This window comes from Sorangium sp. So ce426 (genome assembly GCF_051475585.1).
In the GTDB taxonomy this organism is placed as follows: Bacteria; Myxococcota_A; Polyangia; order Polyangiales; family Polyangiaceae; genus Sorangium; species Sorangium cellulosum_B.
This window is the reverse complement of record NZ_CP150341.1, coordinates 8,872,672-8,898,378: the sequence shown is the minus strand read 5'-3', so window position 1 is coordinate 8,898,378 and position 25,707 is coordinate 8,872,672. Positions and strand designations below refer to the sequence as shown.

23 protein-coding genes and 1 tRNA gene are annotated in these 25,707 nt (G+C 73.3%); 10 read left to right on the top strand and 14 right to left on the bottom strand.

Translation table 11 applies throughout. The features are described from left to right. Positions 1–31: 31 nt before the first annotated feature. The 4 genes from WMF44_RS33110 to WMF44_RS33095 all read right to left on the bottom strand — a co-directional run bounded on the left by WMF44_RS33110 (position 32) and on the right by WMF44_RS33095 (position 3,979). Entirely contained in the window at positions 32–1,225 is a 1,194-nt protein-coding gene (locus WMF44_RS33110; protein WP_437294043.1) for a hypothetical protein, read from the bottom strand. A 67-nt stretch (positions 1,226–1,292) separates the two neighbouring features. Continuing rightward, entirely contained in the window at positions 1,293–1,943 is a 651-nt protein-coding gene (locus tag WMF44_RS33105; protein ID WP_437294042.1) for a DNA-3-methyladenine glycosylase, read from the bottom strand. A gap of 14 nt (positions 1,944–1,957) precedes the next feature. After that, positions 1,958–2,431, bottom strand: a complete 474-nt coding sequence (locus WMF44_RS33100; protein WP_437294041.1) for a peroxiredoxin — start codon at positions 2,429–2,431, stop codon at positions 1,958–1,960. A gap of 63 nt (positions 2,432–2,494) precedes the next feature. Next, positions 2,495–3,979 carry a sigma-54-dependent transcriptional regulator gene (locus WMF44_RS33095; RefSeq protein ID WP_437294040.1) on the bottom strand — a complete coding sequence of 495 codons (1,485 nt, stop codon included), beginning with the start codon at positions 3,977–3,979 and terminating at the stop codon, positions 2,495–2,497. A 329-nt stretch (positions 3,980–4,308) separates the two neighbouring features. Here WMF44_RS33095 and frr point away from each other — a divergent pair, with 329 nt between their 5' ends. Both frr and WMF44_RS33085 read left to right on the top strand, forming a co-directional pair. Further along, positions 4,309–4,866 (top strand): ribosome recycling factor, encoded by a 558-nt coding sequence (frr, locus tag WMF44_RS33090; protein WP_012238793.1) that lies wholly within the window; start codon positions 4,309–4,311, stop codon positions 4,864–4,866. A 638-nt stretch (positions 4,867–5,504) separates the two neighbouring features. After that, on the top strand, positions 5,505–6,368 hold the full coding sequence (locus WMF44_RS33085) for a Stp1/IreP family PP2C-type Ser/Thr phosphatase (RefSeq protein WP_437294039.1): 864 nt from the start codon (positions 5,505–5,507) through the stop codon (positions 6,366–6,368). 73 nt (positions 6,369–6,441) lie between these two features. Here WMF44_RS33085 and WMF44_RS33080 read toward each other — a convergent pair whose 3' ends face one another. The 4 genes from WMF44_RS33080 to WMF44_RS33065 form a co-directional block, all read right to left on the bottom strand. Beyond that, positions 6,442–7,002, bottom strand: coding sequence for a hypothetical protein (locus WMF44_RS33080; RefSeq protein ID WP_437294038.1), 561 nt, complete (start codon positions 7,000–7,002; stop codon positions 6,442–6,444). 90 nt (positions 7,003–7,092) lie between these two features. Then, the gene (locus WMF44_RS33075) at positions 7,093–8,283 is read right to left on the bottom strand and encodes a cystathionine gamma-synthase (protein WP_437294037.1); all 1,191 of its coding nucleotides are present in this window, start codon (positions 8,281–8,283) and stop codon (positions 7,093–7,095) included. Between the two features lie 62 nt (positions 8,284–8,345). Continuing rightward, positions 8,346–9,230, bottom strand: a complete 885-nt coding sequence (locus WMF44_RS33070; RefSeq protein ID WP_437294036.1) for a protein kinase domain-containing protein — start codon at positions 9,228–9,230, stop codon at positions 8,346–8,348. A gap of 19 nt (positions 9,231–9,249) precedes the next feature. Next, complete coding sequence (locus WMF44_RS33065; RefSeq protein ID WP_437294035.1) at positions 9,250–10,161, bottom strand: hypothetical protein; 912 nt, start codon at positions 10,159–10,161, stop codon at positions 9,250–9,252. A gap of 165 nt (positions 10,162–10,326) precedes the next feature. On the opposite strand from WMF44_RS33065, the gene WMF44_RS33060 reads away from it, so the two are divergent. Continuing rightward, entirely contained in the window at positions 10,327–10,992 is a 666-nt protein-coding gene (locus WMF44_RS33060; RefSeq protein ID WP_437294034.1) for a hypothetical protein, read from the top strand. A gap of 17 nt (positions 10,993–11,009) precedes the next feature. Here WMF44_RS33060 and WMF44_RS33055 read toward each other — a convergent pair whose 3' ends face one another. After that, on the bottom strand, positions 11,010–11,444 hold the full coding sequence (locus tag WMF44_RS33055) for a YqaA family protein (protein WP_437294033.1): 435 nt from the start codon (positions 11,442–11,444) through the stop codon (positions 11,010–11,012). Between the two features lie 155 nt (positions 11,445–11,599). Next, positions 11,600–12,103 (bottom strand): response regulator, encoded by a 504-nt coding sequence (locus tag WMF44_RS33050; protein WP_437294032.1) that lies wholly within the window; start codon positions 12,101–12,103, stop codon positions 11,600–11,602. A 377-nt stretch (positions 12,104–12,480) separates the two neighbouring features. On the opposite strand from WMF44_RS33050, the gene WMF44_RS33045 reads away from it, so the two are divergent. After that, positions 12,481–12,762: a hypothetical protein gene (locus WMF44_RS33045; RefSeq protein ID WP_437294031.1), complete on the top strand. Its 282-nt coding sequence runs from the start codon at positions 12,481–12,483 to the stop codon at positions 12,760–12,762. Positions 12,763–12,849: 87 nt separating this feature from the next. On the opposite strand, the gene WMF44_RS33040 is transcribed toward WMF44_RS33045, so the two are convergent. Continuing rightward, complete coding sequence (locus tag WMF44_RS33040) at positions 12,850–14,235, bottom strand: hypothetical protein (protein WP_437294030.1); 1,386 nt, start codon at positions 14,233–14,235, stop codon at positions 12,850–12,852. A 323-nt stretch (positions 14,236–14,558) separates the two neighbouring features. Here WMF44_RS33040 and WMF44_RS33035 point away from each other — a divergent pair, with 323 nt between their 5' ends. Next, entirely contained in the window at positions 14,559–14,840 is a 282-nt protein-coding gene (locus WMF44_RS33035; protein ID WP_437294029.1) for a hypothetical protein, read from the top strand. Between the two features lie 98 nt (positions 14,841–14,938). On the opposite strand, the gene WMF44_RS33030 is transcribed toward WMF44_RS33035, so the two are convergent. Then, positions 14,939–15,014, bottom strand: a tRNA-His gene (locus WMF44_RS33030). 230 nt (positions 15,015–15,244) lie between these two features. After that, positions 15,245–16,345, bottom strand: coding sequence for a histone deacetylase family protein (locus WMF44_RS33025; protein WP_437294028.1), 1,101 nt, complete (start codon positions 16,343–16,345; stop codon positions 15,245–15,247). 123 nt (positions 16,346–16,468) lie between these two features. Between WMF44_RS33025 and WMF44_RS33020 the strand changes: the two genes are divergently transcribed. Then, positions 16,469–17,875, top strand: a complete 1,407-nt coding sequence (locus WMF44_RS33020; RefSeq protein WP_437294027.1) for an MXAN_5187 C-terminal domain-containing protein — start codon at positions 16,469–16,471, stop codon at positions 17,873–17,875. Between the two features lie 78 nt (positions 17,876–17,953). On the opposite strand, the gene WMF44_RS33015 is transcribed toward WMF44_RS33020, so the two are convergent. Next, positions 17,954–19,054, bottom strand: a complete 1,101-nt coding sequence (locus tag WMF44_RS33015) for a hypothetical protein (RefSeq protein WP_437294026.1) — start codon at positions 19,052–19,054, stop codon at positions 17,954–17,956. A gap of 129 nt (positions 19,055–19,183) precedes the next feature. On the opposite strand from WMF44_RS33015, the gene WMF44_RS33010 reads away from it, so the two are divergent. The 4 genes from WMF44_RS33010 to WMF44_RS32995 all read left to right on the top strand — a co-directional run bounded on the left by WMF44_RS33010 (position 19,184) and on the right by WMF44_RS32995 (position 25,007). Continuing rightward, the gene (locus WMF44_RS33010) at positions 19,184–20,167 is read left to right on the top strand and encodes a hypothetical protein (protein ID WP_437294025.1); all 984 of its coding nucleotides are present in this window, start codon (positions 19,184–19,186) and stop codon (positions 20,165–20,167) included. Positions 20,168–20,288: 121 nt separating this feature from the next. Next, on the top strand, positions 20,289–22,619 hold the full coding sequence (locus WMF44_RS33005) for a transglycosylase SLT domain-containing protein (RefSeq protein WP_437294024.1): 2,331 nt from the start codon (positions 20,289–20,291) through the stop codon (positions 22,617–22,619). A 122-nt stretch (positions 22,620–22,741) separates the two neighbouring features. Further along, positions 22,742–24,064 (top strand): hypothetical protein, encoded by a 1,323-nt coding sequence (locus WMF44_RS33000; protein ID WP_437294023.1) that lies wholly within the window; start codon positions 22,742–22,744, stop codon positions 24,062–24,064. Between the two features lie 238 nt (positions 24,065–24,302). Beyond that, the gene (locus WMF44_RS32995) at positions 24,303–25,007 is read left to right on the top strand and encodes a DUF4230 domain-containing protein (RefSeq protein ID WP_437294022.1); all 705 of its coding nucleotides are present in this window, start codon (positions 24,303–24,305) and stop codon (positions 25,005–25,007) included. Positions 25,008–25,707 lie beyond the last annotated feature (700 nt).

Genomic DNA, 25,707 nt, shown 5'->3' with positions numbered 1-25,707 from the left:
GAAGGGAACGCGCCGAGCGGGGACATCGGCCTCAGTGCGCGCTGCCGAGCGAGGCCTTCGCGAGGCGGGAGATGCCGTCCACGTCGCCGTGCACCGCGTCGAGCAGCGGGCCGAGCGCAAGGCGGAGCGGCTTCGAGTTCGGGTGCCGGAGGATGCGCGCCATGCTCTCGGCCGCCAGCTCGCTCAGATCCTGCTCCGCGTAGCGATCGACGTGGGCGCTCGACAGCGCGAGGCCCGGGAAGGCGGTGCGGCAGAGCGCGTCGATCAGCTCCCCCGCGACGCCCGCCGCGATGTTCGCGGCGCCCAGCGCGGCCCGGGCCTTCTGCGCGCTGATCGCGCACGACTCCGTGCGCAACTGGCTGATCACGGGCGAGCCGAGCACCGTGTGCCATCGGGAGAGCTCGGCGGCTCGGCTCGCCTCGAACTCACCCGGCGGCGCCTCGGAGACGGGCAGCAGCGCGGCCAGCTGATCGGCGGCGCCAGGATCGATCGCGACGCGGCGCACGATGATCAGATCGTGCGCCCGCAGGCATCCGAGGAGCAGCCGCGTGGACGCGTCGCGCAGGAGCGGCGCGAGCGCGGCCGCGATCACGGTGGGGGGCGAGCCGATGAGCCCCGGGCTCGACGCCCGCGCGGCGCCCGCTCCGGCGGCGCGGGCGCGCTGCGCGCCGGAGCTCGGCGGCGAGCGCACGCTGATGGGCGGCGGGATGCTCGACGGCGTGCTGCGACCGACGGTCGGCGGCGCGCCGGGAGCCTGCGCCAGGGCGCGGCTGCCGGCCGGCGGCACGCCGGTGGTCCGGCTCAGGCCGCCCGGAGAGGGCTTGTTCGATGGCGCGCGCGCGCCCGCGATCCGCGTGGGATCCTGGACGGGCGGCGTCGGTTCGCCGCGCCGCGACTGCGTGGTGCGCTCGGTCACGACGTGCAGCGCCGCGAGCTCGATCGCGCGGAGCCCCGGGAGGCCGCGCGGCGCGCGGGCCGCGATGGCCGCGGCGAGCTCCGCCTCCTTGCCGAGGAGCGCCTCGCGCTCCGCTGTCTCGCGCAGCAGGTCGCCGGCGATCTGCGCGCACCGCTCCGCGGCCCTGTCCGCGGCGCTCCGCGTCTGCGGCTCCTTGAAATAGAGCGTTAACTTTCCCCGCAGGGTCTCCCGATGCGTGCCCGCCGTGACAACCTGCGACGCGCTCTCGACGTTGGCAGGTTCACGCCCCCCGAAAGGCCAGAATCCCATGAGCCCATTGTCGCGCGATCCTGGGCCCGGGCGCGAGCGCTTCGAGCGCTCGCGCCCTCACGCCCGCTCAATGGCGAGGCGGAACGGAGACATAGCGATTGCCGCGTTCGTAGAATCGCCACGGCTTCTTCGCCCACGCACCTGCATAGTCGACGTTGATGCGAGGCGACCTGCCGATGGGCCCAGCAGCGCCGGGCAGCAGCGAGAGCTGCGCTCCGCAGACATCCATCCCGTACGCGGAGCGGTCGAGCCCCAGCGCCTTGCACAGCTTCCCCGGCCCGTTGGTGAGCTCGATCCGCCCAGGCGCGACGCCTCGCCGGCGGCTCATGAGCGGGAGGCCGATCATCGGCTCGATGGCGCGGATGAGGACAGCGTGCGGCTCTCCCTCCGAGGCCACGACGATGTTGAACGCCCAGTGCATGCCGTAGAGCTGGAACACATACGCATAACCCGCCGGGCCAAACATGACCTCCGTCCGTACGGTCCGTCGCCCGCCTGCGCTGTGCGCGGCGAGGTCTTCCGGGCCGCGGTACGCCTCGGTCTCGACGATGCGTCCGGCGGCGGTGCCCTCGGGCGTCGTGTGGACGAGCACCTTGCCGATGCACGCCCGCGCGACGACGAGCGCGGGGCGAGCGTAGAAGTCACGCGGTAGCGGCGCCGCTCCTTCGAGGAGCGCGGCGCCTTCGCTGGGCGCGCGGGGCTCGGGGGCGGGACGCACGGCGGGCTCCGCGCTCACCCCGCCGGGGGGCGCGCCGCCCGGAAGCGCTTGTCGATGAACGAGAGCACGTCGTCGCGGTGCTTCCTGGCCTGGAGCTCGTGGTGGAAGACCGCCGCGATCTCCAGGGCGGGCGTGACGACGTAGGTGATCCGCCGGGCGAGGCCGATGAGCGGCCAGAGGACGCCGTAGGCGCGGCACACGCTGCGATCGCGGTCGGCGATCATCGGGTAAGGGACCTTCTGCGCCTCGGCGAACCGGCACTGCGTCCTGTGGTCGTCGGTGCTGACGCCGACGATGCTGGCGCCCGCGAGCGCGATCTCGGCGTGGTTGTCGCGGAAGAGCTGGGCCTCGACGGTGCAGCTGGGCGTGAAGGCCTTCGGGAAGAAGTACACGACCGTGCAGAGCCCCCCCTGCGCCGACAGCACGAAGCGCTCGCCGTCGATGGCCAGCGTGTCGATCTCCGGCGCGCGCTCGCCGACCTTCAGCATGCCGACGCAATCTGCCGCAAGTCGCCCCCGTCGTCGACCGTCGTCGACCGTCTTCAACCTTCGTCACCCGTCGATTCCGAGCCGCTTCAGCCTGTAATAGAGGGTCGTGCGCTGCATGCCGAACTGCCGCGCGACCTCCGCCTTGTTCCCTCCGCAGCGTTCGAGGGCGGCGAGGAGCTCCCGCCGCTCGATGTCGTCGAGCTGGGAGCTCAGGTCGAGCCTTGGCCGCGCGCACGCCGGCGCGGCGGGCTCTCTTCCGGCCGGGTCCGCCTCCGGCTCCGCCGGCGCGGCGGACCTCGGCGCGCGCGCGGGCGGTTCGGCCGGCTGCGCGCGCGCCGTGAACGCGAGGTGCTCGGGCAGGATCACGTCGCCGCGCGACAGGATGGCGGCGCGCTCGACCACGTTCTCCAGCTCCCGCGTGTTCCCTGGCCACGTGTACGCCGCGAGCTTCGCGATCGCCTCCTCCGACAGCGCGGTGGCCGCGCGGGCGTTGCGCCGCGCGACCTTGCGCAGGAAGTGCTCGGCGAGCGCGCGGATGTCCTCGCGCCGCTCCCGGAGCGGGGGCAGCCGGAGCGGGAACACCGAGAGCCGGGAGACGAGCTCGGGCAGCACGCCCGCGCGCGCCCAGGCCTCGTCGATGCCGGGCGTGAGCGACAGCACGACGCGCACGTCGACGCGCGTGGTCTCCGTCGACCCGAGCCGCTCGACCTCGCCGTCGGTGAGCACGCGGAGCAGCCTCGCCTGGAGCGAGGGCGTGAGCGGCGCCGGCTCGTCGAGGTAGATCGTCCCCCGGTGGGCGAGCTCGAGCCGGCCTGCGCGCTCGGCGAACGCGCCGTCGAAGGCGCCTCGCCGCCAGCCGAACAGCTCGCGCTCGAGCGTGTCGCCCCGGAACGCGGCGCAGGTCACCTTGACGAACGGCCGCTCTTCCCGCGGGGAGCCCACGTGGATCGCCCGGGCGACGACCTCCTTCTCCGCCCCTTCCTCGCCCTCGATCAGCACGTGCGTCGCCGCCTTCGCCACCTCGCCGATCCGGGCGGCGACCTCGCGCATGGCCTCGCTCTCGCCGGCGATCTCGCCGAAATCGATCGGATCCCGCTGCTCGCGCTCGAGGTAGCCCGCGTACTGCGCGAGCTGCTCGCGCAGCCGCCGGTTCTCCCGGAGGGTGGCGACCCCGGCGATCGCCTGCCGGAGGATGACGGCGAGCTCCTTCGAGTTCCAGGGCTTCTGGACGTACCGGTCGACCGCGCCCGAGTTCACCGCGTCGATGAGCACCGTCATGTCCGCGTAGGCGGTGAGCAGCACGCCCGCCGCGTCGGGCCGCCGCTCCTTCGCCTGCTTGAGGAACTCGATACCGCTCATCCCCGGCATTCGCTGGTCCGCCACGATCACCGCAGGATCGAGGCGATCGAGGAGCGAGAGGGCCTCGGCGCCGCCCAGCGCATAATGGATCTTGAACGACTTCCTGAAGGCGAACCGGAACGCGTCGAGGTTGTCCTGCTCGTCGTCGACGACGAGGACGTCGAAGCTGTTCCAGTCCAGATCGCGCATCGGGTCGCCCTGCCTCCCAGAGTTACTACAGCTCGGCACGATCGCGACAGTGGAGGTGGCGCGCTCGGCGGCCTTCGCCGCGCTCCCGCCGCGCGCGCCTTCCGCCTTCCGCGTTCCGCGCCTCCCGCGCTGGCCGGGGGGACGGCGCGGCGGCGCTCGGGCGCGTGCGTGTCCGCCTGCGCCCAGGCGGAGGCGAGCGCTCTTCCGACCGCGACGCCGGCGAGGTCGGGCGGATCGATTTCTCCGCCGGCCCGGAAATACGCGGTAAGCTCCGCCCCCGCCCGCGAAGAGGGCGGGCTGGGCGAGCCCCACACGGAGGAAGCCGGATCATGCTCGAGGACGTCATCAAGGAGCTGCGCGAAGGGATCGAGAAGGCCATCGAAGCTCTCCGGCGAGACCTGGCGAAGGTGCGCACCGGGCGCGCGAACGCGGCCATGCTCGACGGCATCCGCGTCGACTACTACGGCGTGCCGACGCCGATCGTGCAGATGGCCACGGTGTCCGTCCCGGAGCCGCGCCTCATCAGCGTCAAGCCCTGGGAGAAGAACCAGGTGAAAGCGATCGAGAAGGCGATCCGGGAGAGCGATCTCGGCCTGAATCCCCAGGTGGACGCGGACCTCATCCGACTCCCGATCCCGCCGCTGACGGAGGAGCGGCGCAGGGAGATGGTGAAGCTGACGAAGAAGAACGGAGAGGACTGTAAAGTTGCCATCCGGAAGCACCGCCGGGACGCGAACGAGATGATCGACTCGCTCGAGAAGGACGGCGACGTCAGCGGCGACGAGGCCGATCGGGCCAAGAAGAAGGTCGACGACGTGGTGGCCGAGGGGACGAAGCTCGTCGACACGGTGATCGCCGGCAAGGAAAAGGACATCCTGGACGTGTGAGCGGGCCCTCGGCCGGGCGGGTGTCGGCGACCGGGCTTGGTCGACCGGAGCGCCGTGCGGCCGCCCCTCCCCGCGGCCCGCGATCGAACCGGGCCCTTTGAAGAGGGCGGCGCGGCGGCGTGCGCTGCGCGACATCGCCTGCCGCGCAGCGCCCCAGCCTGTCGTGACGCCGCGCGCGCCGAGCCCGGCCCGGCCTGGCGACGCTTCGCAGCCTCGTTGTCCTGCCCGCGCGCGACCCGCGGCTGCCGCGCGCGACCCCGGCTGCCGCCCGCGCCGGCGCCTGCGTCCGAGCACCTCGGGAGGCGTGCCCGGGACCAGCCCAGCTCACAATGAACCGTCCCGTGAAGCGAAGAAGTGAAAAAGAGGCTTGCGGTCCCCCCGGTCGGAGTCGGTAGGATCAGGAAGGTCGGCGGTTGGGCGTGCGCAGGCGCGACGTGAGAAGGCGTGAGAAGGCGTGAAAGGCGTGAGAAGACGCGCGAAGACTCTGAAGACGCTGAAGCTGAAGCTGAAGACCCCCATTAGGGCGCGAGAGGCCCTGCTTGACAGGTTTTCGCTAGCGTGAAATGGTTGGTGTTCGAAGCCGAAGGCCCGGAGCCGTCTCAAGGATTCCCGAGGTTATGCGAGCGATCGCTTCAGGAATGACGGACGTTGGTCTCCAACGCGACCACAACGAGGACAGCTACGCCGTCCTGTCGGAGTACGACCTGTTCATCGTCGCGGACGGCATGGGGGGCCACCGCGCGGGGGACGTAGCCAGCAAGCTGGCGACCGAGTCGATCGCGGATTTCTTCCGGTCCACGTCGCGGGAGGACGCCACCTGGCCATTCCACTTCGACACCAGCCTGTCGGAGGAGGAGAACCGGCTCCAGGCGGGCATCCGGGTCGCGAACCGCCAGATCTTCGAGCGCAGCATCCGGTCGCGCGACTGCGCCGGGATGGGCACGACGGTCGTGGGGGCGCTCTTCTCGAAGAAGAAGAACCGGATCTACGTCGGCCACGTCGGCGACAGCCGCGCGTACCGTGTCCGCAAGGGCTCGATCAGCCAGCTGACGCGCGATCACTCGCTGTTCAACGACTACATCATGGCGATGCCCGAGCTCACCGAGGAGCAGCGGGCCGAGCTTCCGCGCAACGTCATCACCCGCGCGCTCGGGATGCACGACAGCGTCTCCGTGGATCTGATCAGCGATGAGCCGCAGCCCGGCGACGTCTACCTGCTCTGCTCCGACGGCCTGAGCGGGATGCTCTCGGACGACCAGATCCTCCACATCGTGAGCTCGACCGAGGAGGTCCCGGAGATGTGCCGCCGCCTCATCGCCAAGGCGAACGAGAACGGCGGAGAGGACAACATCACGGCGCTCGTGATCCGGATCGACGAGCAGGACGACGTCGAGCTCCCGAACAGCGCGACGATCGGCCCGCCCGCCGACTCGCAGCAGGTCAGCATGGGCGATCGGTCGACGGTCCCGGCGGTGTCGGCCTCGCGCTCCGAGAAGAGCTGACGCGCGGGAAGAGCTGGCGCGCGGGGCGCCCCCCGCGCGCGCCCGCCTGTCAACAGCCAGCCGCCAGCGCCGCTCAGCCTCCGCAGCTGTCGAAGGCCAGGACGCCCAGCCTGAGCTGGCATGTCTCGCCTTCGTTCAGCATCGCCGGGCACTCGAAGCCGACCCAGATCTTGCCCGCGTCGACCCCCTGCTTGCCCTCGAACCAGAACTCACACGGGGCCGCCGTATCGGAGTAGAAGGTCTGGCCGCCCGTCCTCGCCGAGGAGAAGCTGATGCTGCCGGTGGCCGGCGCGTCGCGGGTCGCCGCGGGGGAGATGGCGTCGATCTTGACGTGGATCTCGGCCGCCTCGGCGGGGTTCTTGGCCACCGCCGAGACGGAGAAGGTGCCCGAGCCGGACACGGAGCAGTCGACCGAGGCGCTGTCCTCGCCGTCGGTGACCAGCCGGACCTTCTGGATATCGGTCACCTCGCCGAGGGTCGCAATATGCCCCGGCGCGGCGCAGTCGATGCCCGGGTCGGCGAAGTTCATCTTGTATGCGCCGCGCGGGGTCGGCGGCTCCGCGCCGCTGCAGCCGAGGCCGAGGAGGGGGAGGAGGCCGAGCACGGGCACGAAGCTGAGGCGAGCGAGACGCATGGAAAGCTCCGGTGGTAGGTGGCGGCCCCGAGGCCGCTCTTCGCTTCTATCGTACTCGGGGGTCCGCGATCAAACGGCGGCAGCGCGCGCTCACGTGCCCGCCGCGCGCGCCTGCGCGTCGTCCAGCGCCTGGGCGACGTCGTTCCAGAGGTCCTCGGTGGCCTCCAGGCCCACCGAGAGCCGGAGGAGGCCGTCGGCGATGCCGAGCGCCTCCCTTGCCGCCGCGGGCACGGAGGCGTGGGTCATGAGGGCGGGGTGCTCGGCGAGCGACTCGACGCCGCCGAGGCTCTCGGCGCAGGCGAAGATCGCGAGCCGCTCGAGGAACCTCGAGGCGACGGGGAGGCCGCCGCGCACGACGAACGAGATCATCGCCCCGGGCGCGCGCATCTGCCGCGCGGCGAGCGCGTGGCCGGCGTGCGTGGGGAGGCCGGGGTAGTGCACCGCCTGGACGGCGGGGTGCCCGGCGAGCCTCCCGGCGATGAGCGCGGCCGACGCGCACTGCTGGCGCACGCGCACGCCGAGCGTCTTGATCCCGCGGAGCACGAGGTAGCAGTCGAACGGGCTCGGGACGGCGCCGATCGCGTTCTGCAGGAACCCGACCCGCTCCGCGAGCGCGTCCTCGGACGTGACGAGCGCGCCGCTGACGACGTCCGAGTGCCCGTTCAGGTACTTCGTGCTCGAGTGCGCCACGACGTGAGCGCCGAGGTCGAGCGGCCGCTGGAGCACCGGCGTGGCGAAGGTGTTGTCGACGACGAGCAGCGCCCCGTGCGCGCGCGCGATCTCGGCGAGCCCCGCGATGTCGAAGATCTTGAGCATCGGGTTCGTCGGGGTCTCGATCCAGATCATCCGCGTGGCCGGGGTGAGGGCCTTGCGGACGACGTCGAGGTCGCTCATGTCGACCGAGGTCGAGGCGAGGCCCATCGGCCGCATGACCTTGTCGAAGAGCCGGAAGGTGCCGCCGTAGACGTCATCGCCCGAGAGCACGTGATCTCCCGGGCGGAGCGTGTGGAGCAGGGTGGCGGTCGCCGCGGAGCCGCTGCCGAAGGCGAAGCCGTGGCGCCCCCCCTCGAGCGCGGCGATGCACTCCTCGAGCGCCTTGCGGGTGGGGTTGCCGCTGCGGGAGTACTCGAACCCCTTGTGGTGGCCCGGCCGCTCCTGAGCGAAGGTGCTCGAGAGGACGATCGGCGTCATGACCGCGCCGCTCGTCGGATCCGGCGGCTGTCCGGCGTGGATCGCGAGCGTGTCGAGGCCGAGCTTGTCGTGACCTAGGTGGGGCTTCATGCGGGCGAGACTTATCTCATGGGCCGCTTGCGTCCACGGTTTTGGCGCGCAGGAGGGCCGGGTCAGCGCGCTGACCCGGCGCCGCCCTCGGCCCGCGCAGCGGCCGCGTCGAACGCGTCGAGCAGCGCCCGCGCCGTCCCGACGCGGCGCTCCGGATCGCGATCGAGCGCGCGAGCGAGCGCTCGGCGCTGCCCCGGCGAGAGCGCGTCCGTGACGGAGAGCGGGTCGAGGCAGAGGCCGGATTCGCTGATCTCGACGAGCGCCGCGGCCTGCTCGCGCGCGCGCGTCAGGCTCGCGCCGGTCGCGAAGGAGACGAGGGTCGCCGCCATGGAGTAGACGTCGCCGCGCTGGGTCGGCGGGGATTCGCCGCGGGCGATCTCGGGGGCGACGAAGGGAACCGTGCCCCGGTCGGCTGTCTCGAGGTCCGGATCCATGCCGCGGAACCGCGCGGCGCCGAGGTCGACGAGGCCGATGTCGCCGAGCGGGCCCAGCAGCACGTGATCAGGGCCGAGATCGCCGTGAACGAAGCGGACCGGGCCTCCGGCGTCCTCGATCTCCTGGAGCTCGGCGAGCGTCTCGATCGCGCTCCTGACGACGTGGGTGATGAGCGACGCGGGCGGCGGCCGGCCGAGGCCGCGCCATCCGTCGAGCACGTCGCGGAGGGAGGTGCCCTCGCGCCGGCTCTCGAGGAGGAATGGGCCGTGGCGATCGGCGCCGACGCGCGCGAGCGCGGGCAGGGCGGGGTGGCGAACGAAGGAGAGGACCTTTGCCTCGCGGACCATGGCGGCCCGCCCCGCGTGCTCGTGGAGGACGCCGGGGACGAGGCGCTTGCACACAAGCGTGGGGCCGGGCTGCGAGCCTCCGAGCCGCACCAGCGCGACGTCGAACGTGGCGCCGGCGCCGAGGTGCTCGATCAGCCGGGTGCCGTCGGGAGCGGGGTAGGGCATGCCGGCCGCCTGTGGCCTCTCACGCGTCCGCGCGCTGCGCGGCGCAGAGCTCGTCGCACGCGCGAAGCCACGCCTGCGCCTCCTCCGCGCCGGCGCCGCCGCGCAGGGCGAGCGGCCACCGCGCGTCGCGCCAGCGCGCCGCAAACTCGGCCCAGCGCGCCGGCGCCTCGCGGCGCCCGGCCAGGGCGGCGACCCTGTCATCGATGCTCTGGAACGGAAACACCGGCTTGCCGAGCCCGAACCGCGCCTGCACCCAGTGGACCACGCCGATGCGGAGCCCGTACCGGCAGCGGCGGCGCTCCTCGTCGACGCCCACCACCGGCGAGCTCCAGTCGAGGTGAATGTCGTCGAGCTCCGGCGGCCGCGGTTCGTGCTTGCCGACGCAGAGGTGGACCGCCTCGTGCTCCGGCCGGTGCACCTCGCGCCAGCTGTCCGCGTCGAGCGGCTCGCCGCCCCGGAAGAGCTCCGCCATGCTCGCCGCGAGCGAGCCGAGCAGCGCGCCCCGCTGGTGCTCGATCCCCCCGAGGATCGTGTCGCGCGCCACGCGGGGGCCGCCCGCTCCCGCGAAGTGGCGATCGAGGCGCTCGCGCATGGCCGCCGGCTCCACGTAGACCGCTTTGAATCCGGCGCTCCCGCCGCACCAGACGTTGCGCAGATACCTGATCTGCATCCACAGGCCGAGCGTCGGGTCGATGCCGCGGATACGCTCGAAGATGCGCACAACGACGTTGACGCACGTCGGGCCGAGCCGGGTGAGCGCCTCGCCGAGGTCGCGCGGCTCGGGGGCGCCCCAGAACGCGTTGTCCAGGTTGAGCTCCGCCCCGGGGCAGCGCGCGAGCCGGTCGGCGAGGCTCCTCTCCAGCGCCTCGCGCAGCGGGCCCGGGAGCCCATCCAGGTGCGGGCCGGCCCCGGCGTCGAGTGAACCGGTCATGCGGACATCCTATCACGCCTGCCCGCGCGGCTCCGAGCGCGGCCACGGCCGCCTGTGGGATGACGGCGCACCTGCACGGGAGGAGGGCGGCGGCCAACTTTTCTCCGCATCCTGCGGCACATCACTGCGTTCAGCGCGAACGTGATAGAAGTCGTGGGCACCGGCATGGATCCCAAGATCTTGGAGATGCTCTTCATCGCCGTCAGCAACGGCGTCGCCCTCTTCATCGGCGCTTACCTGGCGCGGAGATCGGCGGATCTCAGCGCGGAGCGGCGGGCCGAGCACGAGGAGAGAGCGGAGCTCCAGAGACAGCGGCGAGAAGCGCTCTTGGAGCGACTGGCGCTCCAGCGGCGCGCGCTCGACGACTACGCGCGGATGATCGTCCGGTGGTCGTCGGTGCCCCCGTCCGGAGCGCCGCGGACGAAGGAGGAGGACCTCGCGGCGGACCAGGAGTCCATCGCGATGTACGCGCAGATGGCCAACGCGTACGGGAGTCGCCAGTTCGCCGAGCAGGCCGCCGCGACGCTGCACGCCGTGCGCGCCGGCCGGGGCAACGTCCAGGTGTTCCCGTTCGCCGTGCAGATCGCCTCCGCCTGCTACCAGGAGATGATCCGGGCGATCTCCGAGCTCGAGAAGGAGATCGGCCTGCCGGCGCCGCGGTCGCCCGCGCGGCCGTTCCTCCCGGACGAGGAGCTCGCGAAGGAGGCGACTCGGCTGTTCTCCAGGAACGTCGTGGAGCAGCGCTCCGGGATCGATCTCGGCATGGTCGACCAGATCCTGGAGCGCGTCAGGGTGAACCCGTCGCCCGAGGAGACGGACAGCCCCAGGTAGCGCTCACGCCGCCGGCTTCACTGGCTCCATCCCGCCCGGATGAGCGCGTAGAAGAGGAGGAGCCGGGGCACCCGGAACAGCACCATGGTCAGGAAGTAGCGCAGCGGGATCCGGTACAGCCCGGACAGGTAGCAGAGCATCGAGAAGGGGATCGGCGAGATGCTCCCGATCGCGATCGCCCAGTAGCCGTAACGCTCGAAGAGCCGGTCTATCCTGGGTCGCGTCCGCTCGATGCGCGCCGCGAAGAGGCGGATCCGCGCGAGGCGGCCGGCGAGGCGGTAACCCGTGCAGCCGCCGACGAGCGAGGCGGTCGAGATGGCGATCAGGGGCGCGACCTGCGAGCCACCCGAGGTGATCGCGGTCAGCATGTAGAACTGCGGCGGGATCGGGAACGAGAACGCGTCGGCGAGGAAGGTGCCGACGAACATCCCGGCGAGGCCGAAGCGGTCCACGAACCCGCGGCCGAGCGCGTCGAGCTGCTCGCGGGCGAGGTGCGCCGCGAGCGCGATCCCCGCGAAGAGCGCGGACAGGCTGAGCGCCAGCTGGGCGAGCGTGCGCCACAGATCTCGCCGGTCGCCGCGCGGGCGCGGCTCGCCCTGCCGAGGCGTCAGACCGCCTCCAGCCGGCGGCGCTGCAGCCGCTCGATGATCCGCCTGCTGCGGAGGGTGCTTTGAAATATCCGCGTCGCCTTCTCGAGGGCGTCGAGGAGCTTTTGCTCCGCGCCGTGCTTGTCGACATAGGCGAAGGGCCGGTGCGCGTTGATGACCTCGAACGAGTCCTTCTCGTCGTGATGCGCCGAATAGAAGATCACGGGCACTTCCGGCTGCACCTTGCGGATCTGGTCGCAGACCCAGAATCCCTCCAGCCCTGACATCCGCACATCGACGATCACCGCGCACGTGTCCTCGGTGAAGGCGGCGACCCCGTCCACGGCCGAGGAGCACACGACGAGGCGATATCGCTTCGAGAGGAGGGCGCCGAGCGGCTGCCAGATGCTCCTGTCCCCGTCGACCAGGAGCACGAGAGGGAGCCGCGTGGACTCGGGCTTCTCGCGATCCGGCCGCTCGGCTGGATCGGCCTCGAGCAGGGTGTCGGATTCCTTGGAGGGCATTCGTCGTCGATCGTGGAGGGCGCGTCAGGGCGCGCGATGACGCAATGTACCACGCCCGGCGCATCGAGCCAGCGCGGGGGTGCGGCAGCGGGAACGGGGATGACGAGATGACGTCGGCGCGGGGCCGAGGTCTTCGCGTCATCTCCGTCATCTCGTCATCCCCGTTCCCGCTGCCGCCGCGCGGTGGGCGGCGGCCAGGGATTCGTCTATGCTCTGCGCGGAGGCGTGGCCTCGTGGTGAGGCGCGCTGGCCTTCTGCAAAGCGCTGCTACCGTGCCGGGTCGCGCGCTCGCCTTCTTCTCGTGCGCTGGCGCGGGGGTGCGGCAGCGGGTCGCTCGCCGGGGAGAGTCTCCGTTCCACAACCGAGGTGAGCTGCCCATGAAGAACGCAGAACTCCGATCGATCCCGCTCGTCATCGCCGCCGTCCTCGGCCTCTTCGCCGCGGTGGCCGCGGGGTGCAAAGACGAAGAGATCCTGAACGCATGCAGCGAGCTCTGCAAGCACCGCATCCTCTGCGCGGAGGAGAACGACGCTCCGCCGCCGAGCAAGACCAGCTGCGAGACCGCGTGCCTCGGCCTCGAGGGGAATGACCTCGTGGAGCGAACCGAGGAGTGCGTGAGCGAGGCGTCCTGTGATTACGTCGCGTGCGCGGACCCTTGAGCGCGGCGCCTCGCCTTCCCGCGCGCGGGAAGGGAAGGCGAGGGCGCCTCGCCTCCCGGACGGAGGGCGCGATGAGGCGCGGCGCGATCAGGGCGCCGCGTCGCACTCGGGCGCGTCGCGGAGCGGGCCCGAGGCGCGCGGTCCGTCGAAGCGCAGGAGCTCGAGATCGACGAGATCGAGGCGCTTGAGCGTCAGATCCAGCGGGCCGACCGACACGCCCGCCACCGCCTCTGCGTAGGCCCGCACGCCGCCGTCGACCCGCGCGTCGTACGCGCAGTAGGGCGGCGCGGTCTCCGCCGTGACGCGCGCGTACGCCTGGACTCCGACGTTCGGGCCGACGATGCCGTACAGGCGCGCCCGGAGCTCCGCGCCGGCGCTCACCTTGCCGGACGCCGTGATCGGGCCGGGCGCGCCGATGAAGGCCGAGCCCGAGGCCGAGCCGGAGGGCTCCCAGATCGTGCTCCACGTGCCGTTCCTGTAGTCGACCCCGGCCTCGATCTCGGCGGTTGCCTGCGCCACGGCCTCCACCTCGGCGGCCGTGAAGGACAGCCCCAGATCCGCCTTCGCCCTCGGCACGACGTCCGTCGTGACGACGACGGGGACGGGGCCCACCCAGAAGGTCAGCGCCGGCAGCGGCAGGCTCGGGACGCCCCCGGCGAGCTCCAGGAGATCGACCGAGCAGCTCCCCGTGACCGTTCCGGTGCCCTGGAGCCTGGCGCTCACGTCGAGCTGGCCCGACGCGACGAGGCGGAGCTGCTTCAGCTCCGGCACCGGGTTGAGCTTGCCCTTCGGGCCGATGTGGACCTCGAGGTCGAGCGCCGGCGAGAGCTCGGCCGTGACGTCGAGCGCCGCCGTCCCGTGCGCGGTGACCCCGCACGACGCCGGGAGCGAGCCCGAGGAGAGATCGAGGAGCTTCATGGAGGCGCCGGACGAGATCTTCAGGGCCTCCGCCGCGCTCGCGATCTGCTCGCCGTCCTCCACGCCGAGATCGCGGGCGCGCGCGACGTGATCGTCGATGGCGCGCGCGTACTCGCGCGCGTCGTAGTGGACGTGGAAATGGCCCTCGGTGATGAACTCCGTCAGAGGAGCGGGCGTCGTCGCGAGCGCCACCCGCGTCGCGTCGATCGTGCGTACGCTCACGACGCGGGCGAGGTAGCCGCCTCCCTGCGTGCCGCCGAGCACGTCGCCCGCGGCGAAGGGCGTCATGCTGCCGTCATGGGTGATGACGAGCTCGTGGTCCCCGAGCGCCGCGGCGACGAACCCCGGCTCCTTCTCGGGCACACGAGCGCGCTCGGAGAGCGTGAGCGGGCGGACGACATCGACGGCGCCGGGGACCGGCAACTCGGCAGGATCCGCGGCATCGCTCGAAGGATCCGCGGCGCACGCCGCGAGCTGAGGCGCGCTGATCGCGATGAACACGGCGGAGATGAGGCGCGCCGCCGACGCGCGGCTCCCGGGGAGAGTGGTCTTCATGCGCGCGGACGCTACGCGGGGATTGTGGCGAGTTGGTTACAAGAATGAGACTTGCTGTCTCCGGGAGAATGGGTAACGGCCCACCGCGGTGGATGGATATCCATGAATCGATGGCTCCGAGGCGCGAAGGGCGCTTGTCGAAGCGAGCGATTCGCGACGCCGCGCGAGCTCGTCCATGATGGGGTGTCCGAGCGCGCTCGTCCCTGCTCCTCACCGCCTTGCCTCGCCGCGCGCCCCCGGGCAGGCTTCGCCCTGGGCCAGCCCGCCGGGAAGCAGCGTCGCGCGACGTACGCCGACCTCGACGCCGTCCCGCGCCGAACAAGGTGGCGGAGCTCATCGGGGGCGTGCTCCACGTCATGCCCCGGCCGTCGCCGCGGCACGCGAACGCCGAGGGAGCCCTGCAAGGTGAGCTGTTCGGCCCATTCCACCGCGGTCGCGGCGGCCCGGGCGGGTGGTGGATCCTCCCCGAGCCCGAGCTGCACTTCCCCGACCCGGACGCGCCGGGCGAGATCGACGCGGCGGTCGTCCACCGCGACGCCGCGCGTGTCCGGGTCGCGCCCTTCGACGCCATCGAAATCGAGCTCGCCGTGCTCTGGGCAAGGTAGCCGGCAGCCCTCGCCAGCGGACCCAAGCCCCCCCGGCTTCGTCCACCCGTCCAGCCCTCGGGTCGCCGCTTTCGCCAACGATTTCGGGCTGTTCTACCTGGGGTGAGTAACGGGAATCGAACCCGCGACAACTGGAGCCACAATCCAGTGCTCTACCAACTGAGCTATACCCACCGTTCTTCGCGGCCCGTTGGGCTGCGAAGGCCTGGCAGAATACTCAGCTCCGCGCAGAGTGCAATCACGGAAACGCACAGCGTGTCGCTCTTCGATGATCCCCGCCCCGGCTTCCCGCCCTGACCCCCCTCTAAGGAGGCGCCGGCCTCCTCCAGGCAGAGGACCCGGCGGCCCCGTTCACGCCTCGGCCCCGGTTGGTTTCCCGGCGCGCGCGCCGCCGGTCGCCTCGCTCAGAGCGTCGTCCACCGGCGCAGCGCGGCCCGGCGCGCCCGGTCCAGGTCCGCGCGGTGGCGGGTCGAGATCGGCGCGCGCTGCGCGGGCGGCGCCGGCGGCACCGACCCTCCAGCCGGGTCGTCCGCTGCCTCGCAGCCGGACGCCGCGAGCAGCGCCGCCGTGAGCGAGCTCTCGAGCGCGGTCAGGTCGTAGCCGCCCTCCAGGAAGATGGCGAGCCGCCCCCCCGCCTTCGCGGTCGCCATCGCCGCGAGCCGGCGGCCCATCGCCGCGTACGCGGCGCGCGACAGCTTCATCGCCGCCATCGGATCGCGCTCGTGCGCGTCGAACCCCGCCGAGACAAGGATCAGCTCGGGCGCATACTCGTCGAGCACCGGAAGGAGGAGCTCGTCGAACGCGGCCTCGTAGACCGCGTCCGTCGCGCCGTCGGACAGCGGCACGTTCACCGTGTAGCCGGCGCCGTCGCCTCCGCCGAGCTCGCTGGCGGCGCCGGTGCCGGGGTAGAACGGCCACTGGTGCAGCGAGCAGAACAGCACCCGCGGATCGTCCCAGAAGATGTCCTGCGTGCCGTTGCCGTGGTGCACGTCGAAGTCGACCACCGCGACCCGCGAGAGCCCGCTGCTCAGCGCCGCCCGCGCCGCCACGGCGACGTTGTTCAGGAGACAGAAGCCCATGCCGGCGTCGCGCGTGGCGTGGTGGCCGGGCGGACGGAGCAGCGCGACCCCGAGCCGGCCAGGGCCGGCGAGCACCGCGTCGACGAGCGCCACCGCGGCGCCCGCGCCGCGCCGCGCCGCCTCGACCGAGCGCGGGACCACGTACGTGTCGGGGTCGAGCGCCGCATAGTGGCCGCTGAGCCGGCCGAGCGACTCCAGGTACCGCGGGGCGTGCACCCGGGCGAGCTCTTCGTCGGTGGCGTCGCGCGACGCCACGTGCTCGAGCGCGAGGCCGGCCGCGGCGCAGCGCTCGATGGCGCGGCGGGCGGCTTCGAGGCGCTCCGGGCGCTCCGGGTGCGCGCCTCGCGAGCGATGTTGCTCGAACAGCGCGTCGTCGACGACGTAGAGGCGCGGGGCTTCGGAGTGCGGCTGATTCAAGTGCACCATGAGCTGGGTGGAGAGTTGTAGCAGCGCCGCAGCGGATGGTAGCTTGCCCTGAGCCCCGGAAAGAAGGAGTGGAGACGCAGGATGCGCGGAAAGATCATCGCAGTCTTCGCCGTGATTGTCCTCATGGTCGGAGGGCTTTTTTACGCCCTCACGCGCGCCTCCCTCGCGGAGATCGGGCGCCCCGGCGAGGCGCCGCGCGCGCTCGCGGCCGCCATGGCGCAGCTCCAGGTGGACGGGCTCGTGCTGGAGCGGTGGCTCGACTCCCACGCGAGCGACCCGAAGCTGCGCGAGCCGTTCAACGCCGGCACCGCCCCGGCCCGCGCCGAGGCGGCCACCAGCGCCGCCAACGCCATCCGGGAGGCGGTCGTCGCCTCGCCCGAGCTGGCCAGGACCCCGCCCTCCCTCGTGGTCCTGGTGGACACCAAGGGCGTGGTGCTCGGACGGAACGCCTCCGCGCTCATGCGCGGAGACGACCTCGGCGCCGTCTACCCGTCGCTCAAGCTCGCCATCGAGCAGGGGGTGACCGGCTCGGACGTGTGGGTCAGCCGGGCGCGCAACGAGCAGCTGCTCGCGTCCTACGCGCCCATCCGCAGCGACGCCGGGCAGATCATCGGCGCCGTCGCGGTGGGCACCGCACTGAACGACGAGCGGCTGACCAACGCGAGCGAGCGCACGAGCGGGCGCGTCCTCGTCGTCGCGATGCAGTCGGGCGACGGGCTCGACGTGGTGGCGAAGTCGCGCGACGCCTCCCCGCAGCTGGTCGCGGCGCTCACGGCGTCGCCGGCGAAGGACGGCGCGTTGAAGGCGCTGCGCTCCGGTCAGACGGTCGACATCGGCGGGCTGTCCGGCGAGTACAGCGCCGTCGGGCACGCGCTCGACGGCTACGGCGACGGGCGGCGCGCGGTGCTGCTCAGCATCGCGCAGCTCCGGACGCCGGGGCTCGCGAGCGCGCTGCTCTGGCCGCTCCTCGGCGTCACCGCGCTCGGGCTCGTGCTCGTCGTGATCGCCGCGTATTTCCTGGACGCGTACATCTCGCAGCCGGTCTCCGAGATCGAGGACGGCCTGCTCGCGATCATGAACGGCCGGACCGACCTCCGGTTCCAGATCGAGCACGCCGAGCTCGGCGGGCTCGTGTTCCGCCTGAACTCGCTCCTGAACCAGCTGCTCGGGGTGCAGGAGGACGAGACCGACGCCGAGGGGCGCCCGTCGCGCGCGCCGACGTCGGCGTCCTTCCGGGACGCCCTCGAGGTCGACGAGCGGATGGCCGCGCTGTCCGCGGGCGAGATCCCGGCCGACGCCAAGGCGCTCCTCGAGGAGCCGGAGGACGCCTACTACGCGCGCATCTTCGCCGAGTACATCGCCGCGAAGAAGTCGCTCGGCGATCCGGTGGACCACATCACCCGCGACGCGTTCGTCGCCCGCCTCAAGGCGAGCGAGCAGGAGCTCGGGCGGAAGCACGGCAAGCCCATGCGCTACAAGATCGAGGTCCGCGGCAAGGAGGTCGTGCTCCTCGCCGTGCCGCTCGTCTGACGCGCGCGGCGCGAGAGCGCGCGAGCGGAGGGAGGCGCGGCGCCGCCCGCCGCTCGGCGGCACGCCGCGCCGCGTGTTTCAGTGCAGCACGGCGTCCGGGCCCTCGTGCAGCTCGACGCGCCCCGACGAGGGCTCGCGGCGGAGCGCGATCACGTCGGAGAGCTCGCAGCCCAGCGCGATCGCCGGCGAGGAGGTCGTGACGATCCACTGCACGTTGGGCAGCGCGGCGCGCAGGCGCGCGGCGAGCGATCGCTGGCGGTGCGCCGGCTGCTGCGCCTCGATGTCGTCGATCAGCACGACGCCCTCGGCGAGGCGCGGATCGCCGCCCGGGTGCGCGGACGCGAGCGCGCGGAGCGCGAGCGCGCCGAACGCGATGGTGTGCCGCGCGCTCCGCCCGAGATCGTCGAAGTCGACGCGCTGGCCGTCCGCGCGCTCGAAGATCGGCTCGAGCCGGAGCGGGTCGACGCCGGCGTACGTCACGCCGTGGCCGTCGAGCAGCGCCTCGAGCACCTCCTTGAGCGCGCGATCGAGCGCGCCGAGCCGCTCTGCCTGGGCGCCCGGCTGGCCGTCCGGCTGCGCGTCGGAGAGCGCCTCCGGCCGGCTCTTCCGGCCGTCGCGCGCGAGCGCCGCCGCGATCGGGACGAACGAGAGCACCTGCTTCGTCTCGCGGGTGAGGTCGGTGCGCGTCGCGTCGTCGAAGCTCGCGGCCGCGCGCACGTCGTAGCGGAGGATGCTGCGCTCGGGCGTCGTCAGCACGATCGCGCTGCGGGAGAACCAGCGCGCCCCCGAGAGCGCGACCAGGACGAAGCCCCCCTCGGCCGCGCGCCGCTCGAACAGCGACTGCTCCCTCCGCCGCAAGATCGCCGCGTCCTCGGGCTCGTCGAGGCGCGCGTTCGGGCTCGTGACCCGCAGCGGGTGCGCGCGCGCCGGGTCGTCCGTGCCGAGCATCCAGTCGGCGACGACGAGCGGCTGCGAGCCGTCGTCTCCGCGCGGCCTCGGCTGTGCGACCGCGTACCCGGGCCGGGTCGACGCGATCGCCGACAGGATCGAGGTCTTGCCCACGCCGTCGCCGCCGAAGAGGACCACGAGCCGGCGCGGCGCGCCGGCGGCGTCCTCGAGCGAGAGCGAGAGGTCCTCGAACGGGCCGAGATGGACGAGGCGGACGCGGGAGAGCAGCACGGCCCGCGAAGCTACCACCGCGCAGCGCGCGTGGAACGCCGCGATTGGCGTGGTGCGCGCGGGCGCTCCGGCGCACCCGGTGGCGCCTGGTGGCGCGGCGGCCTAGATTTGTCGTCCGGGGTCGTCACCGTGCTGCGCAAGCTGCCTCCGCCGGATTTCCGCTACGTGTGGCTCCACCCGGAGCCCGGCTCGACCAGCGCGCTCGCCGCGGCCGGGACCGCGGGGCTCGCGGGCGCCTCCGCGGCCGTCTGGAGCGCCGGGAGCCACGCGCTCTCGCTGGGGCTCATCGCGATGGGGAGCGCGCTCGGCTTGCTCGCGCTGGTCCGGGCCGATCACCGCCCCCCGATCCAGCGCGGCGCCCGCGAGGTGACGATGGCCATCGTGCCCTGGGGGATCGTCGTCGACCCGGACACGGAGCCGCGGGTGCTGCGGTGGCCCGCCGTCAAGCAGGTGAGCGTGGACGTGTCGCACACGATGCGCGGAGGGACGCCGGCCATCGTGTCGAGCCTCGTGACGGTGCACACCGAGCGCGAGGTGCTGGCGGGCCGCGCCGCGGGCGCGGTGGACCTGGAGCGGCTCCTCGCCAACCTCGAGGGGTATGCGCAGGAGGCGTCGCGGCCCGTCGCCGCCGACGTCGAGGGGCAGACGGCGCTCGGCGACGGCGTGACCAAGCCGATCGCCGCGGCGCTGCTGCAAGCGGCGGACGGCATCTGCGCGACGAGCCGCGGCGACGCGCAGCTCGCGCTGCCGGTGGGCGGCTACCGCACGGCGGCGGCGCGCGCGGCGGCGCCCGAGACGATCGCGGCGCTGCGCTCGGCGCTGTCGTGGAGCTACGACTGCCCCGCCGATCCGCGGCCGCTGGCGGCGATCCTCGCGGGCGCGTTCGGGGCGGTGGAGCTCGTACCCGAGCTCCTGCGGCTCGCGAGCTCGCCGCACCCGGTGGTCGCCGCGTTCGGCAAGGCCGCCGCGCTCCGTCTGGGTGCGCCGCCGAACCGCGCTGGGTCGCTCGACGAGGTCGCGGCCTTCCTGTTCGAGGAGGACGTGGAGATCGGGAAGCGGTGGATCGCGTCGGGCCCGACACTTTGTTTGCGACCTTGGGCCCAGGCTTGCTAGCTAAAGGGGTCGGCAGCGCGTGCGCTGCGGTTCGAGCGGCCTGCGCGCGGAGGCCGTCGTTCCGCGGGGCTCCGTCCTCAGGGCGCGCTGCCGGCGGGTCGTCCAACGCGCCGGGTCGGCTATGAAACGGGCTCCGTCGCCACCGAAGCCGTCTTCAGAGGGAGCGCGCCGCCGGCTGGCCGTCGCGTGGGTCCTCGGCCTCTCGCTCGCCGCGTGCGCGGAGCACCACGCGGCCGGGCCGCCCCCGTCGCAGAGCACCGCGCGCGCCGCGCCGGCCGCGGCGCCGCCCGCGGGTCTCGCCCTCGTGCCGCCCGCGGGTCTCGCCCTCGCGCTGCCCGCGCCGCCCATGGTGGACGGCGCCTGGGTCGAGTCGGTACGGCTCGAGCGCTGGGCCGAGGCGGCGGAGCGGCTCGACGCCCTGCCCATGGAGCAGCGCGCGCTGCCGCCGATGAAGTACGCGCGGGCGCGCGTCGCGTTCGAGCTCGGGGATCACGGCAAGGCGGTGGAGCTGCTGCATGGCCTGGAGCAGGGGCTGCCGCTCCTCTCCCGCGAGGTGGCGCGCTACCGGGCGGAGGCGGCGTTCGTGGTGGGGCCGTTCCTCGAGGCGGCGGCGTACTTCGAGCGCTCGGGCAGCGCGACCGGCCTCGCGCGCGCCGCGCTCGCCACCATGAAGGGCGGCGATCTCAAGCAGGCGCGCGCGCTCGCCGATCGGGCCGTGGCCGCGGCGCAGCGCGCGCGCAGGTCGCGCGACGAGGCCGCGGCGCGGATGGCGCGGGCGCGCGTCCAGCTCGGCGTGCGCGACGCCGCCGAGCGCCCGGGGGAGAAGGCGGCCGCGGCGGCGCTCGCGCAGGCCGACCTCCGGTGGATCGTGAAGAGCGCGCCGTCGTCGCCCGACGGGCGCGAGGCCGCGGCGCTCCTCGCCGCCTTGCCGGGGCAGCTCTCGAAGGAGGAGCGGCTCCAGAAGGTCGACGCCATGGTCGCCGGGGGCAGCGCGGCGGAGGCGATCGCCGAGCTCGACAAGATGTCGGGCGTGCCGGCGTCGGAGCTCCACCACCGCAGGGCCACGGCGCTCTACCGGGCGCGCGACTACGAGGCCGCGGCCGCGGCGTTCCTCAAGGTCGCCGCCGCGCCGTCGGCGCGCCAGGCCGAGCAGCTGCACCTCGCGGCGCGCTCGCTCTCGCGGCTCCGGCGCGAGGCGGAGGCGATCGAGCGGCACCTCGCCGTCGCGCGCAGGTTCCGGAAGACCCGCTGGGGGGAGCTCTCGAGCCTGCTCGCCGCGCGGCTCCTCATGCAGGTCGGGCGCTACGCGGAGGCCGTCGCGCAGTACGGCCGGTTCCTCGAGGCCTATCCGCGGAGCGATCGGCGCGGCGACGCGGCCTACGAGCGGGCGCTCGCGACGCTGTCGACGGGCGGCGCCGCGCGCGCGCGGCGGCCGCTGGAGCAGCTCGCGCGCGACGCGAGGCCGGCCGACGCGGCGCGGCTGCGCGAGCTCGCCGGGCTCGCGGCGCTGCGCGGCGGCGACCGTGACGGCGCGGTGCGGCTCTGGACGCAGGTGATGCGGGAGCAGCCGCTCTCGTGGGGCGCGCTGCTCTCGCGCTCGCGCCTCGCGGCGGTGGGCGCGCCCATGCCGCCGCTGCTCACCCCGGCGTCGCTCGGGGACGCCCGGGCGGTGGAGGTGAAGCTGCCGCCGGCCGCGGCGCTGCTCGCGTCGATGGGGCTCGACGGCGACGCGGAGAGCTACCTCGCCGAGAACGAGCGCGAGGTGACCGCGGCCTATGCGGGGCAGGAGAGCGAGGCGCTCTGCCGGATGTACGGCATGCTCTCGCCCGCGAAGCGCCGCTACCGCGTCGGCACGCAGGCGGTCTCCGCCGCGGCGCTCCAGCGCGCGCCCTCGCAGGCCGATCGCTGGACGTGGGAGTGCGTCTATCCGGAGCCGTACGCCGGCGAGGTGCGCGCGCTCGAGGCCCAGCACGGGCTGCCGAGGGGCCTCGTTCACGCGCTGATGCGCCAGGAGAGCGCGTTCGATCCTGTCGTGGTGAGCCCCGCGAGCGCGGTCGGGCTGATGCAGCTCATGCCGTCGACGGCCCAGAAGGCCGCGAGCGAGCTCTCGCTCGGCTTCGACCTCGGGCAGCTCAAGAGCGCGCCGCTCAACCTGCGCCTCGGCGGCTTCTACATCGGCAAGCTGCTCCGGACGTTCGAGGGCAGCCTGCCGCTCGCGACGGCGGCGTACAACGCCGGTCCGAAGGCCGTGTCGCACTGGCTCGGTGGGGGCATCGACCGGGACACCGACGTGTGGGTGGCGCGGATCCCCTACGAGGAGACGCGCACCTATGTGGGCCGCGTCCTCTCGAACCTGGCGCGGTATCAGTGGCTGGCCGGCGGGGATGCGGCCGTGGAGATGCTCCCGCTCACGCTCCCCGCGGACGCGCGCGCCCCGGCGGACGCGTACTGAGCGCGGTCGCCGGGGACGGCAGCGCAGGGGTTCCTCCTGCGCTGAAATTGCGCTGTGCGCTTGAACTCGCAGGCGGGTGCCATCACCGTGGTGGGGTGGCAGGGACCGCTGGAAGCGACGGCGTGTTCAAGCGGTGTGGGGTCCTCATCCAGCCCTACGCCGACGCGCGATCCATCGGCCGGCTGCTCTCGTCGGCGCTCGCGTGGCTGCTCGTCGTCTTCTCGGTCGCGTCGCTCGTGGAGCCGATCGCGGGCCCGATCGTGGCGGCCGTCATGGTGCCTTTCGCGCTGCTCGGGTCGTTGCTCGCGCTGCTCTGCCTGGCGTGCCTGCTCTACACGCCGATCGCCTGGCTCTGGGCGGCGGTGGGCTCGTCCGGCGCGGCGGTCGTCCGGGTGAGCAACGCGCTGTGGATCGAGCGCCCTGGCGATCGGCGCGCGTTCCCGCTCCTCTCGCTCACGCGCGCGCGGCTCTCGAGCTCCGGCGGCGAGGTCGCCTTGAAGACCGACGACGGCGATGTCATCCGGGTGCGCGTCGACGATCCGGGCGACGCGGAGCGGCTGCTCGGCGTGATCGCCGCCGGGCGGGCGCGGGGCACGTGGAGCGCGCGGCTCTACGACGACGCGCCGTCGCTGCCGCGGCGCCGCCTGTTCGTCGGGGTCGCGGCGCTCATGTCGCTGCTCTGCTGGTCGGTGCTCGATTTCGACGTGGCGCTCTCGCTCGGCGTCGTCACGGGCGCCTCGGCGTGGGTGCTGGCGGCGCTGCTCAGGGAGGGCTCTGCGCGCCGCGTGCTGGTGGCGGGCAGCGACGGGCTCTCGCTCCGGGACGACGCCGGCGAGCGCTTCATCTCCTTCGGCAGCATCGAGCGGGTCGAGGAGACGGCGCTCGGGGTGGAGCTCGCGCTCGCCGGGGGCGAGGAGCTCTCGCTCACCCTCGTGCCGCCGCAGCTGCTGCGCGATCCCAGCGAGACGGGGCTCAGCATGGTGCTCGCCGAGCGGCGCCGCGAGCACCTGCTCGCGCTGCTGCGGGAGCGGAGCGGGCGAGGCGCCCACGACGCGGGGCGCGCGGTGGCGCTGCTCGGGCGCCGCGGCCTGCCTGCGCCCGCCTGGCGGGCGGCGCTGCGCCGCCTCGTGGGCGAGGCCGGCGCCGACTACCGGACGGCGAAGCTCACGCGGGAGCAGGCGTTCACGGTGCTCGAGGACGGCGGCGCGCCGGCCGAGCTCCGCATCGGGGCCGCGCTCGCGCTCGCGGGCTCGCGCGACGGCCAGACCGAGGAGCGGCTGCGGATCGCGGCCGAGGGCTGCGCGAACCGGGACGTGCGGCTCGCCCTGGAGCATGCGGCCGAGGGCGACGTCGACGACTGGATGCTCGAGCAGGCGCTCTCGTCCTCGGAGGCGGAGCAGGCGGCGGCGCCGCCGCGGTCTGCGTCTGCGGCGCGCGCGGCGTGAGGTGGGTCGCGGCGGCATAGCCGCTGGCGCGCTGTGCGGGCGGGCGGAAGGGCGGGCGGGCAGGGGGCTGGCAGGCGGGCTGGCAGGCGGGCAGGGGGGCTGGTCGATTCTTCTCGCCCTCGGGCCTTCCAGTTCTGGGTACTCTCCGTGGAGGACGCGCGGCTCCTCGGGTCGGCGTCCAGCCGAGCCGCCGCGGGCGCCTGCTGCGCGCCCGTGGTCCTCCAAGGTAGACCCCCCGATGGAAGGCCCGCTCCAGGACCCCTACGCTTCGGCCGCAGTTCACGCGCCGCGCCCCCGCGCGCAGGCGGGCCGCGCCGCGCGGATCGCGCTGCTCGTCGTGGCGCTCTTCGCGTCGGTCGGGTTCGGCGCGCTCGTGGTGGCGCCGCGCCTCGGCGGTCCGGCGCCCGCGCCCTCGAGCGTCGTCGTCGCGCGGCCGTCTCCTGCGCTCCTCATCGCGATCCGCGACCTGTCGCGGCTCGAGACCACGGAGGTGCACGTCGAGAAGGTCGTGGATCTGGCCGACCGGCAGAACCGCCTGTTCGGTCTGGTGCAGGCCACCGACGCTCTTCTGCTCGTCGCGGTCGGCCACGTCACGATCGGCGTCGATCTCGCGCGGATCGGCGAGGGCGACATCGCGATGGATCCGGAGACCGGGGTCGCGCGGCTCACGCTGCCCGCGCCCGAGGTCTTCTCGACCCGGCTCGACGAGGACGAGACGTACGTCTACACGCGGTCGACCAGCCTGCTCGCGCGGCGCAACGAGCAGCTGGAGGGGCGGGCCCGGAAGGAGGCGACGGCGGCGATCGAGAAGGCCGCGCTCGAGGGGAACGTGATGGCGCGCGCGAAGGCGCAGGCCGAGCGGCAGATCACGGCGCTCGCGACGCAGCTCGGCGCGAAGCGGGTGGAGATCCGCTGGCGCGAGGTCGGCGGCGGCGGGGGCTGACGCGGGCGGGCGGACGGCTCGCGGCGTCACGCCGCGGGAGAGCCGTTTGCGCTTGTCGTGGTGGTGGTTGAGCGCGTGTCGCGGGCTTGGTCCGTGGCGCAGGCCTGGCGGAGGACGGGCCCCGCGGCGAAATGGCAGACGCGGTGGATTTAAAAGGCGCTCTGGGGCGGGGGAACGGGGGCGAAACGGCGAAATTGCCGGGGAAATCGGAGGGGGTGGCGACGGATCGACGCGGTTGGAGCGGGGTGTGACGATTCGGAGGGGGCGCGTGGCGATTCGATCGGGGGGGAGGGCGTTGGGGGGAAGGGGTGGGGGAGAGGGCGGTGTCGGTGAGGGCGACGCTGCTCGTGCAACTCGGGGAGGGGCTGGCGGCCGCTGTTGCGGCAGGCGATGTAGAGACGGCGCGCGTCGCGCACGAGGCGATCGGGCGGCTGCTCGGAGGGCCTACGCCACCGCAGGGCGAGCCGGGGGCCGATGTGCTCGACCTAGTCTCGGAGCGTGAGCGGAGGGGAAGGTGAGATCCGGCTCGGTCTTGAACGCGGGGGCGTCGCGAGCAGATGCCGTACCGCCTTACGAGGAGGGGTTCCTGATGAGGCGCCACGATTCCATACTCGATGTTCTTGTTCGCATGTGAGCGCTCGGAGCTCGCGGACTCAGCACGCATCGCGCCAACACGAGTAGCCTTTCGAGACGCCGAGCA